At 60.3% G+C, this 12,385-nt stretch carries 15 protein-coding genes and 2 tRNA genes; 7 read left to right on the plus strand and 10 right to left on the minus strand.

Translation table 11 applies throughout. The features are described from left to right. Positions 1–22: 22 nt before the first annotated feature. Both IFT57_RS14065 and IFT57_RS14070 read right to left on the minus strand, forming a co-directional pair. Complete coding sequence (locus tag IFT57_RS14065; protein ID WP_192151788.1) at positions 23–205, minus strand: hypothetical protein; 183 nt, start codon at positions 203–205, stop codon at positions 23–25. A gap of 83 nt (positions 206–288) precedes the next feature. Continuing rightward, positions 289–1,128: an undecaprenyl-diphosphate phosphatase gene (locus IFT57_RS14070; protein WP_192151789.1), complete on the minus strand. Its 840-nt coding sequence runs from the start codon at positions 1,126–1,128 to the stop codon at positions 289–291. 845 nt (positions 1,129–1,973) lie between these two features. Here IFT57_RS14070 and IFT57_RS27005 point away from each other — a divergent pair. Continuing rightward, entirely contained in the window at positions 1,974–2,174 is a 201-nt protein-coding gene (locus tag IFT57_RS27005) for a S24 family peptidase (RefSeq protein ID WP_342030355.1), read from the plus strand. Positions 2,175–2,239: 65 nt separating this feature from the next. On the opposite strand, the gene IFT57_RS14075 is transcribed toward IFT57_RS27005, so the two are convergent. The 7 genes from IFT57_RS14075 to IFT57_RS14105 form a co-directional block, all read right to left on the minus strand. Further along, entirely contained in the window at positions 2,240–2,713 is a 474-nt protein-coding gene (locus IFT57_RS14075) for a hypothetical protein (protein ID WP_244657312.1), read from the minus strand. A 600-nt stretch (positions 2,714–3,313) separates the two neighbouring features. Continuing rightward, positions 3,314–3,387, minus strand: a tRNA-Cys gene (locus IFT57_RS14080). Positions 3,388–3,425: 38 nt separating this feature from the next. Continuing rightward, positions 3,426–3,501, minus strand: a tRNA-Gly gene (locus IFT57_RS14085). A gap of 67 nt (positions 3,502–3,568) precedes the next feature. Next, entirely contained in the window at positions 3,569–4,129 is a 561-nt protein-coding gene (gene pgsA, locus IFT57_RS14090; RefSeq protein WP_122715716.1) for a CDP-diacylglycerol--glycerol-3-phosphate 3-phosphatidyltransferase, read from the minus strand. 32 nt (positions 4,130–4,161) lie between these two features. After that, entirely contained in the window at positions 4,162–5,985 is a 1,824-nt protein-coding gene (gene uvrC / locus IFT57_RS14095; protein WP_122715717.1) for an excinuclease ABC subunit UvrC, read from the minus strand. A gap of 2 nt (positions 5,986–5,987) precedes the next feature. Beyond that, positions 5,988–6,632, minus strand: a complete 645-nt coding sequence (gene gacA / locus IFT57_RS14100) for a response regulator transcription factor GacA (RefSeq protein WP_122477418.1) — start codon at positions 6,630–6,632, stop codon at positions 5,988–5,990. Between the two features lie 112 nt (positions 6,633–6,744). Next, the gene (locus tag IFT57_RS14105; RefSeq protein ID WP_122796426.1) at positions 6,745–7,128 is read right to left on the minus strand and encodes a helix-turn-helix domain-containing protein; all 384 of its coding nucleotides are present in this window, start codon (positions 7,126–7,128) and stop codon (positions 6,745–6,747) included. Between the two features lie 81 nt (positions 7,129–7,209). Between IFT57_RS14105 and IFT57_RS14110 the strand changes: the two genes are divergently transcribed. Continuing rightward, complete coding sequence (locus IFT57_RS14110) at positions 7,210–7,431, plus strand: DNA-binding protein (RefSeq protein ID WP_122796425.1); 222 nt, start codon at positions 7,210–7,212, stop codon at positions 7,429–7,431. Positions 7,432–7,441: 10 nt separating this feature from the next. Here IFT57_RS14110 and IFT57_RS14115 read toward each other — a convergent pair whose 3' ends face one another. Further along, the gene (locus IFT57_RS14115) at positions 7,442–7,885 is read right to left on the minus strand and encodes a GNAT family N-acetyltransferase (RefSeq protein ID WP_192151791.1); all 444 of its coding nucleotides are present in this window, start codon (positions 7,883–7,885) and stop codon (positions 7,442–7,444) included. A gap of 337 nt (positions 7,886–8,222) precedes the next feature. On the opposite strand from IFT57_RS14115, the gene IFT57_RS14120 reads away from it, so the two are divergent. The 5 genes from IFT57_RS14120 to rarD all read left to right on the plus strand — a co-directional run bounded on the left by IFT57_RS14120 (position 8,223) and on the right by rarD (position 12,376). Beyond that, positions 8,223–8,372 (plus strand): hypothetical protein, encoded by a 150-nt coding sequence (locus IFT57_RS14120; RefSeq protein WP_192151792.1) that lies wholly within the window; start codon positions 8,223–8,225, stop codon positions 8,370–8,372. A 49-nt stretch (positions 8,373–8,421) separates the two neighbouring features. Continuing rightward, entirely contained in the window at positions 8,422–9,537 is a 1,116-nt protein-coding gene (locus tag IFT57_RS14125) for a 3-deoxy-7-phosphoheptulonate synthase (RefSeq protein ID WP_192151793.1), read from the plus strand. Between the two features lie 102 nt (positions 9,538–9,639). After that, positions 9,640–9,792: a hypothetical protein gene (locus tag IFT57_RS14130; RefSeq protein ID WP_192151794.1), complete on the plus strand. Its 153-nt coding sequence runs from the start codon at positions 9,640–9,642 to the stop codon at positions 9,790–9,792. 87 nt (positions 9,793–9,879) lie between these two features. Continuing rightward, on the plus strand, positions 9,880–11,415 hold the full coding sequence (locus tag IFT57_RS14135) for an EAL domain-containing protein (RefSeq protein WP_192151795.1): 1,536 nt from the start codon (positions 9,880–9,882) through the stop codon (positions 11,413–11,415). Positions 11,416–11,491: 76 nt separating this feature from the next. Next, entirely contained in the window at positions 11,492–12,376 is an 885-nt protein-coding gene (rarD, locus tag IFT57_RS14140) for an EamA family transporter RarD (RefSeq protein ID WP_122799888.1), read from the plus strand. The last annotated feature ends 9 nt before the right edge of the window (positions 12,377–12,385 follow it).

The raw sequence follows: 12,385 nt of genomic DNA on the forward strand, positions 1-12,385 counted from the left end.
CGCCGAAGCAGGCCGCCGCCGCTCAGGTAGCTCGACGCCTGCGCAGAGCACCTGTGATCAGCAAAACAATGCCGGGCACAAACAGCCCGATTGCTGTCCATCCGAACGCTTCCTGACCCGATGCGCCAAGCGCGGCAAAGACGCAGCCCACTACAATCAATGGGGCAGCGGCGATGTAGAAAGGCTTTTCGGCATTCTTGCCCATAACGGATCCTCCTGATTTCTTTCCATTGAAGCACATAGCTTTGCCAGCTTGAAGCGAGGGCGCATCCTGCGCGCCGCAACAAGTCACACAGCGCTGAGCGCGCCCACGCTCAGAAGCCCGATGACGCCCAGGCCAAGCGCGATGCGGTAGTACACAAATGGCATGTAGCTCTTGGTCGAAACCAATTTCAGGAAGACCACGATCACCCCGTAGCCGACGACAAACGCAATGATCGTTGCCAGCAATGTTGGGCCGCCGGAGAAAGTGCTGGATTCACCCCAGCTGCGGTACAGCTGGTAGAAGCCCGAAGCAATCACCGCCGGCACTGCCAGCAGGAATGAATAACGCGCTGCAGCCTCACGCGTGTAGCCCATGATCAGCCCGGCGGTGATGGTGCCGCCTGAGCGCGACACGCCCGGAATCAAGGCGAGCGCTTGGGCAAAGCCGAAAACCAGGCCATGGGTCCAGGTCAGTTGATCGAGTTTGCGCTCCTTGCGTCCCATCTTGTCCGCTGCGGCCAAGATCAGCGCGAACACGATGAGCATGGTTGCCGTCAGGTAAAGATTGCGCAGGCTTCCCTCGATGTAGTCCTTGAACAGCAGCCCAAGGATCGAGATAGGCAAGGTGCCGATGATGATCAGCCAGCCCATTCTGGCGTCCGGATGGCTGCGGTAAGAAGCGTCGCCAAGCGACTTGATCCAAGCCATGGCAATGCGCAGGATGTCCTTTCGAAAGTACAGCAGCACTGCAGCCTCGGTACCGAGTTGAGTGATGGCGGTGAATGCAGCGCCTGGGTCACCGCCAGAGGGTAACAATGGTCCGATAATGCGCAGGTGCGCGCTGGAGGATACCGGTAAGAATTCAGTCAGTCCCTGGACCAGCCCCAGAATGATGGCTTCCAGCCAAATACTTAATTCACTCATGCCTCAGCAGCTCCCAATTAGTTTCATCAGTTGGTCTGCCGCACATGGCAACACACAGGATAGATTGGCAGTAACTGACCTCTGAATCGGATAAAGATTCTTGAGTGCCAGCAATCCGCCCATGATGCGAGGCTGATCTGCGGATCAAATGGCAGCGGGCGCGCGCCAGTAGATCAAGCGGTTGGCATATAACCCGGCAATCAGAATGAGGAACCCATGCTCAGGCGCTTCGCGGCAGCATTCAGAGAAACGAAACCCGCAGTCTTGGCCAACCGTCGCAGATCAAGGACTTTCGGCGCCTGCAACCGGATGACACCAATCAAGCGCTCATTCTCTTCAGCCTTACCGACAGCCAGGCACAGGGGCGTCGGCAAGATTGGTCGGGATGGCGTGAGGCGCAGCCAGCTGATCTTAGAGCTGTCGCAGGCGCTTGATCACTAGATAACGGAGCTTGACATTGTAACTGATATTAGAGTCTCGGTCAGCATGCGCCATGGTCATGGCGCTTCCAGACTAGATCATGGATCTCCGGAGAGCACATAACGGGACGCGCTTGAGTACGCGGCCACGGTGTAGCTGATGCCTGAGAGGATGGCCTCACCAACTTATGAAGCAGGACTGGACATCGGCTATGCGATTGAGATGCACCCAGACACCTGAAGCTGTAAAGGCATCTGAAATGGATTTTCAGTCTAGTGTTCTTGGCAAGTGGCACGGCCGTCTTCAGCAACTTTGCAGCGCTGGGTCGGTAAGCAACGTGTTTCGGAGCTGCAATCGCGCTATGCGCGATTGCTGAACCCCAGCTTGGGCCCGCAGAAAAGATCGCAAAGCATGCCGATGGCTCTGTGGTCGATGCCAAGATGTGTGCCTTGAAGCACGTTGGCGAGCTCCGTGTGAAGATGCTCTATCGCCTACCTGGTGGCGGGATAAGGATGCGCAGCTACAACCGGGAAGAGCATCCTGATGACGAGTATTCAGCCCAAGACATGGTGGACTGCGAGATCCACGTGCTTGGCCGAGTCTTCTGGCCTTCTGTTCTCTGGTAGGGATAGCAGATGCTTCCTATAGACAGGCAGCTTGTGCCGACCGGCTATAGGGGCGAATGGAGGTGTTACTTAAGCGGGACCAGCGATGCACGCTGCGAATCGGTGATCGAATCGATTGTTGCAACAGTAATGCTGTTGTTCGGCGCGCCCGCAACGGGTTTGCCCATATCAGCGGTAACCCCCTCAGGCAGCTTGAACATCGCCCCAGTCGCAGGATCGACGATCAACAGACCAATCACTCCGCCGAACACAATATTTCCCCAATACCAGCCGCTGACGCTGGAGTCGAGCGTTACGCTGCGATCGGGATAACCATCCTTCTTAAATCGCAAGGTGTAGGTCTGGCCCGAAAAGTAGCCCTTGCCTGATTTTAGCGTAACTGTGCTGGGCGTGTTACCCGAATGCACGACCTGTCCGCTCTTGTCTGTGATCTCAAAAGAGGCGCCTGGCGGAGCGCTTGTTACCGATACAGGATACCTGGAGTCGCCCAAGATGCTCGCGCAACCCTGAAGGCCCAACATCACTGCCACCGCAGCCATCCCCACTACATTCCTAGCTGTCATTGCAATACGCCCCGTGCCGTCATTGGCATGGCCATCATTGGCCGGCGGCGATTGTATCCGAATGGTAGCAATTAGCTAGTACCTACCGATATGCCCGTCGCTGAACGGCCTTTTTCATACCGGTGATGTGCACATGAATTCAGCGCGAAGCGTAGGGAAGTAACCAATATAAACAAACAATGTTGAATTGTTTACAAACGATTTTTTTGCTGTGTACATGAACGCGCAATTGCCTATAACTAGGAGGGCATTGTCCGCCGCCGGCAAGATGCTGCCCACCACTACGCCGGTCGCGTTGATCCCGGATGCTATTCACGTGGCCGACCTTGAGCGCTACATGGCCGGTCGGAGTTGCTTCGCGGCACCTTCTCCACCTACTCCCTGGCTGGTGCGGATATTTGTCCGCCAGGTACCGTTGGGGCGCTGTTCGATAGCAGCCATGTTGTGGATTTTGCAGGGACACCGTGGGACAGGCAAACAATCTCAATGTCCCAAGATTGTCCCCAATATCCCAACCTACAAAATCCGCAGGCACAAAAAAACCCCCGCAGCCCAATAGCTACGGGGGTTCAATGATGGAGGCCGAGGTCGGAATCGAACCGGCGTAGGCGGATTTGCAATCCGCAGCATAACCACTTTGCTACTCGGCCCCAAACGTGAAGCAAGAAACTGCTGCACGCAAACAAACTGGAGCGGGAAACGAGACTCGAACTCGCGACCCCGACCTTGGCAAGGTCGTGCTCTACCAACTGAGCTATTCCCGCATCGTGTTGACGGGCGCCATTCTATCTAATCGGCGACACCCGTCAAGCCTTTGATTCAAAAATAGTTTTATTTCTTCTCGGCCGTGATGCGCAAGTGCGGCCAGGCGGCGCGCAGGTATTGCAGCATCGACCACAGGGTCAGTGCGGCGGCGACCAGCAAAAGGGCGTAGCCCACGATGACCCAGAAGGTTGCGGCCTTGGGATTGGCCAGCAGGATGACCAAAGCCAGCATCTGCGCGGCGGTCTTCCATTTGCCCATGTTGGACACTGCGACCTGGGCACGCGCACCGATCTCGGCCATCCATTCGCGCAGCGCCGAGACGACGATTTCGCGACCGATGATGATCGCCGCCGGCAGGGTCAGCCAGAAGTTGGCATGTTCCTGCACCAGCAGCACCAGGGCCACCGCAACCATGAGCTTGTCGGCCACCGGATCGAGGAACGCACCGAATGGCGTGCTCTGCTCCCAACGGCGGGCCAGATAGCCGTCCAGCCAATCGGTTGCCGCCGCTATCGCGAACACGGTGCTGGCTGCCATATAGCTCCAATGGTAGGGCAGATAGAACAGCAATATGAAGAACGGTATCAGCAGGACGCGCAGTACGGTAAGCAAGTTAGGGATATTCATCGGCACAACTGGCTGCAAGGTGAGATGGCATTCTACTCGCTGTGCAGGTTTGCATAAATCGACTCTGCCAGCTTTTTACTGATTCCCGGTGCCTTGGCGATTTCCTCGACGCTGGCGCGGGCGATTTCCTGCAGCCCGCCGAAATGCTTGAGCAACTCGCGGCGACGCTTGGGGCCCACGCCTGCAACCCCTTCCAGGGTCGAGGTGCGACGTGTCTTGCCGCGCCGCGCGCGGTGACCGGTGATCGCAAAACGGTGGGCTTCGTCACGAATCTGCTGGATCAGGTGCAGCGCCGGCGAGTCGCCCTTGAGGGTGAATTCATGGGCGACGTCGTTCAGGTACAGCGTTTCGAAGCCGGCCTTGCGGGTCGTGCCCTTGGCCACGCCGAGCAGGATGAGGTCGGGGATGGCCAGTTCGTTCAGCACTTCCCGGGCCATGTTCAACTGGCCCTTGCCGCCGTCCACCAACAGCACGTCGGGCAGCTTGCCCTCGCCTGCCTTGATCTTGCTGAAGCGGCGCATCAGGGCCTGGTGCATGGCCGCATAGTCATCGCCTGCGGTCACGCCCTCGATGTTGTAGCGGCGGTAGTCCGACTTGATCGGCCCTTCGGGGCCGAACACCACGCACGACGCCACGGTGGCTTCGCCGCTGGAGTGACTGATGTCGTAGCATTCCAGCCGCTGTGGTGGCTCGTCCAGGTTCAGTACTTCGGCCAGCGCGTCGAACCGCGCGGCCACGTGCTGGCGATTGGCGAGCCGTGCGCCCAGCGCCTGCTCGGCGTTGGTCACGGCCAGTTGCTGCCAGCGTGCGCGGGTGCCGCGCACGCGATGGCTAAGGCTCAGTTCACGACCACGCAAAGTATCGAGGGCATCGAGCAACGCTTCGTGGTCTTCGGGAATGACGTTGACGATCAACTCGCTCGGCAGGTCGCGCTCGGAGCTGCCCAGATAGTACTGCGAAAGAAACGCCGACATGACTTCGGCGACTTCTTCTTCGATACCCACCTGCGGAAAGAAATTCTTGCTGCCCAGCACCCTGCCGGCGCGCACGGTGATCAGGTGTACACAGGCGCCGCCCGGGTTGACGAAGGCAGCGATGACGTCGACGTCGCCGCTGCCGCCCTCCATGCTTTGCTGGTCCTGCACGCGTCGCAGCAGACCGATCTGGTCGCGCAGCTGCGCTGCCTCTTCGAACTGCAGGTCCATCGCGGCTTTCTCCATGCTAGCGGAAAGCTCATTGGTCAGCTGGTTGCTGCGTCCCTCCAGGAACATCACCGAATGGCGCACGTCTTCGGCATATTCAGGCGCCTCCACGAGCCTTACGCAGGGCGCCTTGCAGCGCTTGATCTGGTGTTGCAGGCATGGACGCGTGCGGTTTCTGAAGTAGCTGTCCTCGCACTGGCGAACGAAGAAGGTCTTCTGCAACAGGCTCAGGCTCTCGCGAATGGCTCCTGCGCTCGGATAAGGACCAAAGTAGCGCCCCTTGGCCTTCTTGGCGCCACGATGGATGCTCAGTCGAGGAAACTCTCCGTCGGAAAGAAACACGTACGGGTAGGATTTGTCGTCGCGCAGCAGAATGTTGTAAGGCGGCCGCCACTCCTTGATCAGAGTCTGCTCAAGCAGCAACGCCTCGGTTTCGTTGGCCGTGATGGTGGTTTCGATCTGCTGGATCTTGCCCACCAGGGCAGCGGTCTTGGGCGCCTGGCCGGTTTTGCGAAAATAGCTGGCCAGGCGCTTCTTGAGGTTTTTCGCCTTGCCCACGTAAAGCAGACGCATGGCGTCGTCGAACATCCGGTACACGCCCGGACGTCCGCTGCAGGTGGCAAGAAAGGCACTGGGATCGAATGCAGCAGTCATGGTCAAAGGTTGGTGTCTACCATGCCATGCCGCACCGCCAGCAGGGTCAATTCCACATCGCTGGTCACGGAGAGCTTCTCGAAGATCCGGTAGCGGTAGGTGTTGACCGTTTTTGGCGACAGGCACAGCTTATCTGAGATGATCTGGACTTTCTGGCAGCCGACGATCATCAGGGCAATCTGGATTTCCCGTTCGGACAACAGATCGAACGGTGAGTTGCTGGTCTGTGGCTGGAACGACTTGAGGGCCAATTGCTGGGCAATCTGCGGGCTGATATAACGCTGGCCGGCGAAGACCAGGCGAATCGCCTGGACCATTTCGGCAAGCCCCGCACCCTTGGTCAGGTACCCTGCGGCACCGGCTTGCAGCAGGCGCGTGGGAAACGGGTCTTCCTCGCAGACGGTGACAGCCACCACTTTGATATCTGGATGGCTGCGCAGCAGTTTGCGCGTCGCCTCGAGACCACCGATACCGGGCATCTTGACGTCCATCAGCACCACGTCCGGCTTGAGGTCGCGAGCATATTGCAGCGCCCCCTCGCCCGACTCGGCCTGCCCCACGACCTGAAGGTCGTCGATATCGGCCAGCATGCGGGTGATACCGGTACGGACCAGGTCGTGATCGTCGACTACTAGAACCCGAATCAAACGGACACCTCGTAATAGTGGTCTCGGGGAATGGCGCCACATTACCAAACATTGCCGCTTCGGACCTAGCTGAAAGCGTCATGAATATGGCGTGGGGCGTCGGCGCGGAAAATCAGTCCCGGGTATTTCTCGTCCGTATTTTTTTCTGGACCGTACCGCGCGCGGAATAGTTCGCCGCCATCTCTGCAAGGCTGTTGGCCAGATTACTCAAGACGGCCTGCCCAGAAGTAGGAAGAGTCCGATATGTTTCTAGGACTTTTTCCTCTCCACCACTGAGAGCCTGCTCGGCCAATGGCGTCCGGCTACCGAGCACCACATAGAGAACGTCGACGCCTATCGTCGAAACGGCAGCCAAGTAATCGGCTCGGGGTGATCTGTCACCGTTTTCGTACTTGCCCTGCGCATTGGGTTCGACACCGCCCACTTGGCCAAACTCGCGTTGCGTAAGCTCCAGACGCTCACGCTCTTCCCTTAGTCGGGGACCGATTCCAGTCATTTGAATGTATAATCCTTTATCGAAACACCCGAAACGGTGCGAAATAAAACCACTTTGAACCCTCTAAAACGGACTTGAACTATGCATGGTATACGGACTGCCGCACAAGCCAGAGCCTGGCTCGATCAGCAAGGGAAATCGGTACAAGAGTTTGCGCGCGAGAATGGCGTGGACCCTGCCACCACCTACCAGGTGTTGGCGGGACGCAAGAAGGGGCGGCGTGGCGAAGCCCATCGAGTCGCCGTGCTGCTGGGCATGAAGCTGGGCACCATCACCGCTGCGCTGGAGGGCGGCCAGCGCTGAGCGCACGCAGTCAACGGTCGGGGCTGGGCAGAACGCGCTCCATGCGCAGAAAGCTGTCCTGCTCCCCCACCACCTCGAAACCGTGGCGGCCATAGAGCCGCTGCGCGGGGTTGTCCTTGAACACCATCAGACGCACCCGCGGCAAGCGTTCGCTACGCGCTTGCCTCACCACCTGCTCGAGCACCCAATGGCCTACGCCCTGGCCACGATGCACCGGCAGCAGATGCACCTCGCGAATGAACAGTGCATGGGCATCCCTGGACAGACTGATGTAGCCCAGCGGCACGGCGTCGCGACAGATCAATCGGTTGTCGCGCCAATGCCAGGCCTGATCGAAACCCTCGTCCAGCCACAGCAGATCGTGACGGCCGTAGTAAGGCAGCATCGCTCGCCGAGTGAGGTCTCGGGCGAAACGCAGATCCTGATCGGTAGCCGCCCGCAGGTACAAAGTCATTGCATCCTCCCCACGTCAAGAATGAGCTTGAATCCTTCGCCATGGCTGAAGTAAGCTCCAGCCATCCACCGGAGACTATCAATGTCGCACAACACCTTCAGCCCTGCATCCTTGCCTGCGACCTGCGCAGCGATGACGGCTGTCCGTGCACCGGCAAACGTTTATTTTGGGTATTGGTTTAGCCACTGGCGCGCCTGATACCCATATCGGCGCCCATTTCACAGGGGTCGCCGACAGAGAATTCTCAACCCCCAGTCGGCCTCCCGACTGGGGGTTTTTGCTTTTCAGGGCTTCATGTTTTTTTCGGCACTTTCGCCACGAAATCGAGGAACGCTTCATGAACAACTTCACTTATTACCGTTTCGACATCCGCAACCTCTGGCGATTTAGCAACCTCCGTTCGGGCCAGCCTGCCGCCTCCGACCGGTCGTTGATCGGTGGCATGACCCGCAGTCCAGACTCCCCGGCACTTTGTCGAACACCTTGACAGGGCAGCGCATGCGGGCAAGCGCCCGCCGCTGTCCAGGACCCAGACCATGAACAACAGCCTGACCACTCTGCACCCTACCCCTGCTGTCCAGACTCGCGCAGCCGCAACTGCCGCCGCGGCAAAAGACGCCGCCAACACGCCGGCGACTCACCGCCTGCCCACGCATTTCGCGCTCAAGCAGCAACTGCCCCTTGCCGATCACCTGGGTACCCAGGTCCAGGCTCATCGCCAAGCCATCCGCGCCATTCTCGAAGGCCGTGACCCACGCCTGCTGGTCGTAGTGGGCCCCTGCTCCCTGCACGATCCGAAGTCCGCGCTGGAGTACGCACGCAACTTGAGCCGGCTGGCGCAGGAGCTCGAGGGCGAAATGCTGCTGGTGATGCGCGCCTACGTGGAAAAACCACGCACCACGGTGGGCTGGAAAGGCCTGGCTTACGATCCTTACCTCGATGGTACCGACGACATGGCGGGCGGCCTGACCCTGTGCCGCGACCTCATGCGCGAAATGCTGCGCCTGGGCCTGCCGCTGGCCAGTGAGGTGTTGCAGCCCATGGCCTCAGGCTACTTCGACGACCTGTTGAGCTGGGTGGCGATCGGTGCGCGCACCACGGAATCGCAGATCCATCGCGAGCTGGCCAGCGGCCTGGGAATCCCGGTCGGCTTCAAGAACGGTACCGACGGCGGCGTTGCAGTCGCGTGCGATGCCATGCGCAGTGCGGCTCATGCCCATCGCCATTTCGGCATCGATCCGCAGGGGCACCCGGCCATGATCGACACCACCGGCAATCCCGACACCCACCTGGTGTTGCGCGGGGGGCACCGCGGCCCCAACCATGACCGTCAGAGCATTGCCCAGGTGCACAACGATCTGGCCAAAGCAGGTGTGAAGGCGCGAATCATGGTCGACTGCAGCCATGCCAACAGCGGCAAGGACCCACTGCGCCAGCCAGCGGTCTTCGACGACGTGCTGCAGCAGCGCCTGGACGGAGATCGTTCATTGGTTGCGGTCATGCTGGAAAGCCATCTGCAGGAAGGCAGCCAGCCGATCAGCGGGCACATGCGCTACGGCGTGTCGGTCACCGACGGCTGCCTGGGCTGGGCCGCCACCGAGCGACTGCTGCGTCAAGGTGCCGAGCGCCTGCGCGGCGCTGCCCAGGTTTGATGCACCTGCGTGTGCGTGCGCCGATCCGGATCGAGCTCGGCGCAGGCAACCAATCGGGCAGGGTCGAGTCCAATCTGCACGTTCTGAACATCGGAGATCACCATGAAAATCATCCCCTGCGCCGGTCTGGTGCTGTGCCTGGCACTGTTGCAAGGCTGCTTCGACAGCGCCGACAAGAGCACTACCAAAGGCAACAATGACGGTACCCCTTCCTCGGTACAGATGCAGAAGCCCGATCAGTCCAAGGATAAATAAGCCCCGGCGCCTGCCCCCGCAGGCGCTTTCATGAAATGATGGCGGCTTTCCCGCTCGCATCTCCTGCGCACAAGGACTGTCGCCAGCATGCCGTTGACCCTCGCTGCTTCCAAACGCAAATTTTCGCGCCTGCTGCTGCCCTGGCTGGCGGCCGCAGTACCGCTGGCCTGTGGTGCAGTCATGCTGAACTGGGAGGCCGGTCGTTCACTGCAGCTGGCGGCGGCGCGCACCAGCCAGTTGGCGGTGGAGCAGTTCGAGCTCATCCTCGACAACGTGGCGGCGGCTGCGGATGCCGTTCTGCCCCTGTCTGGACAACCCTGCGCGCAGGTACAACCGGCGCTGCTGGACCAGGTGACTCGGCGGCCCTTCGTGCGCTCGGTGAATCTGATCCAGGGCGACACACTTTACTGCAGCTCCCTGTCGGGCGCAGTGAGCGAAAACGTGAATCCGCTCGATTACGTCGATGGACAACTGTGGCTGATGCCCGGCAATCCGGTGACGCCCGACCGCGGCTTGTTGATCTACCGCGCCGTCCGTGGCGAGGCCAGCGCGCTCAGTACCGTCGATGGTTATCACCTGGCCAACGCCTTGCGCATGATGGGCTCGACCCATTCGATCACCTTGCACGTCGGCCGCAGCTGGATCGAAGCCAGCGGCAACGTTCATCAGGGGACGCCGCTGCCTGCCGCAGGCGGGCAAACTCGACTGCAGTCCACGCGCTACCCGTTCAGCGTGGTCAGCGGCATCCCGGAAGGTGCGCGCTGGACGTTGATACGCGAGCAGTACGCCGGCATGTTCGGCCTGCTGCTGCTTGTCTCGGCGGTGGTCGGCCTGCTCTGCCGGTGGGTGATGAGTCGTTCCGGCTCCCGCTATCAGGAGTTGCAGCGTGCCCTGGATGCCGAAGAGTTCGTACCTTTCTTTCAACCGGTGGTGTTCAGCCAGGACGGCCGCTGGGCGGGTGCCGAAGTGCTCATGCGCTGGCAGCATCCCCGCGAAGGCCTGGTCCGGCCCGACCTGTTCATTCCCTACGCCGAGGACTGCGGGCTGATCGTACCGATGACCCGCCTGCTGATGAAGCGCACCGCGCAGCAGTTGGGAACCTGCCTGGACCGGCTGCCGCAAGGCTTTCATGTCGGCATCAATATCACCGCCCAGCATTGCCTGGACCCGGCACTGTTCGATGACTGCAAGGCGTTCCTCGATGCGTTCCCGAAAGACCGGATCGCCTTGACCCTGGAATTGACCGAACGCGAGCTGATCCAGCCCTGCGCGCAGATTCACGCGCTGTTCGAACGGTTGCGCGGGTTGGGCGTGAGCATCGCCATCGACGACTTCGGCACCGGACAGTCAAGCCTGAGCTACCTGCAGCAGTTCAAGGTCGACTTTCTCAAGATCGACCAGAGCTTCGTGGCCATGATCGGCGTCAATACGCTTTCGCGGCACGTGCTGGACAGCATCATCGAGCTGTCGGCCAAACTCGAACTGCAGGTGGTCGCCGAAGGCGTGGAAACCGACGAACAACGCGCTTACCTCGCCGCTCGCCATGTGAAGTACCTGCAGGGCTATCTGTTTGCCAAGCCGATGCCACTGGCGGATTTCGAGCAAGCCTTGCGCAGTCTCTGAAACCAGTGGTTGTACCCTGCCCGCCTGGCTGAGATCATTGTCGGCTCAGTCAGGTTTTTCGCGCTTCGAGGCTCCCGTGTCCAAAGGCATCATCACGTCCGTCACAGCGTCCACTCTGTTCGCCGTGATGTATTTCTATACCTCGCTGCTGACACCGCTGAGCGGCGAAGAGATGTTCGGCTGGCGCATGCTGCTGACCCTGCCGTGCGTGACCCTGTTCATGTGGCTCAGTGCCGATCTGCATCTGGTCGCCAGGGTGTGGCGCAACATTGCCCAGCGCCCGGTGCTGCTGCTGGGCTCGATAGGTACCTCGGCGCTGATGGGTGTGCAGCTGTGGCTATTCCTCTGGGCGCCGCTGCACGGGCGCAGCCTGGAAGTGTCGTTGGGTTATTTTCTGCTGCCGCTGACCATGGTCCTCACAGGCCGCCTGGTGTATGGCGAACAGCTCTCGCACCTGCAGAAGCTGGCGGTGTTCTGCGCAGCCTGCGGTGTAGGCCACGAGTTGTTCCAGCATGGTCGGTTCGCCTGGGAAACGCTGCTGGTGGCTGCCGGTTATCCGGTGTACTTCGTGCTGCGCCGTGCTTGCGGCAATGATCACCTGGGCGGTTTGTGGACGGACATGTGCCTGATGCTGCCGGCCGCGCTGCTGTTCATCGTGCAAGGGCAGCTGTCGCCGGCCGACATGCAGGCGCGACCGCTGCTGTACGCTCTGATACCGATTCTTGGCGTCATCAGTGCATCGGCGTTGATCTGCTACGTGATGGCCAGCCGTCTGTTGCCATTCAGCCTGTTCGGGCTGCTCAGCTACGTCGAGCCGGTGCTGTTGGTGGGGGTGGCATTGCTGCTGGGCGAGAGCATCGCGCCAGACCAGTGGCTGACCTACTTGCCGATCTGGCTGGCGGTGCTGGTGCTGATGTTCGAAGGCGCCAAGCACCTGGCGCGCTCGCGTCGCGCCGTGTGATTGCGCGCG

The sequence above is a fragment of the Pseudomonas sp. CFBP 13719 genome (genome assembly GCF_014842095.1).
GTDB lineage: Bacteria > Pseudomonadota > Gammaproteobacteria > Pseudomonadales > Pseudomonadaceae > Aquipseudomonas.

What these genes read in the sequence shown, in the direction of transcription:
- IFT57_RS14065 (WP_192151788.1), bottom strand. Translation starts at nt 205, where the DNA reads ATGGGCAAGAATGCCGAAAAGCCTTTCTACATCGCCGCTGCCCCATTG.
- IFT57_RS14115 (WP_192151791.1), bottom strand. Translation starts at nt 7,885, where the DNA reads ATGACTTTGTACCTGCGGGCGGCTACCGATCAGGATCTGCGTTTCGCC.
- IFT57_RS14110 (WP_122796425.1), top strand. Translation starts at nt 7,210, where the DNA reads ATGCATGGTATACGGACTGCCGCACAAGCCAGAGCCTGGCTCGATCAG.
- IFT57_RS14125 (WP_192151793.1), top strand. Translation starts at nt 8,422, where the DNA reads ATGAACAACAGCCTGACCACTCTGCACCCTACCCCTGCTGTCCAGACT.
- pgsA (WP_122715716.1), bottom strand. Translation starts at nt 4,129, where the DNA reads ATGAATATCCCTAACTTGCTTACCGTACTGCGCGTCCTGCTGATACCG.
- IFT57_RS14135 (WP_192151795.1), top strand. Translation starts at nt 9,880, where the DNA reads ATGCCGTTGACCCTCGCTGCTTCCAAACGCAAATTTTCGCGCCTGCTG.
- IFT57_RS14070 (WP_192151789.1), bottom strand. Translation starts at nt 1,128, where the DNA reads ATGAGTGAATTAAGTATTTGGCTGGAAGCCATCATTCTGGGGCTGGTC.
- IFT57_RS14120 (WP_192151792.1), top strand. Translation starts at nt 8,223, where the DNA reads ATGAACAACTTCACTTATTACCGTTTCGACATCCGCAACCTCTGGCGA.
- IFT57_RS14075 (WP_244657312.1), bottom strand. Translation starts at nt 2,713, where the DNA reads ATGGCTGCGGTGGCAGTGATGTTGGGCCTTCAGGGTTGCGCGAGCATC.
- IFT57_RS14105 (WP_122796426.1), bottom strand. Translation starts at nt 7,128, where the DNA reads ATGACTGGAATCGGTCCCCGACTAAGGGAAGAGCGTGAGCGTCTGGAG.
- uvrC (WP_122715717.1), bottom strand. Translation starts at nt 5,985, where the DNA reads ATGACTGCTGCATTCGATCCCAGTGCCTTTCTTGCCACCTGCAGCGGA.
- IFT57_RS14130 (WP_192151794.1), top strand. Translation starts at nt 9,640, where the DNA reads ATGAAAATCATCCCCTGCGCCGGTCTGGTGCTGTGCCTGGCACTGTTG.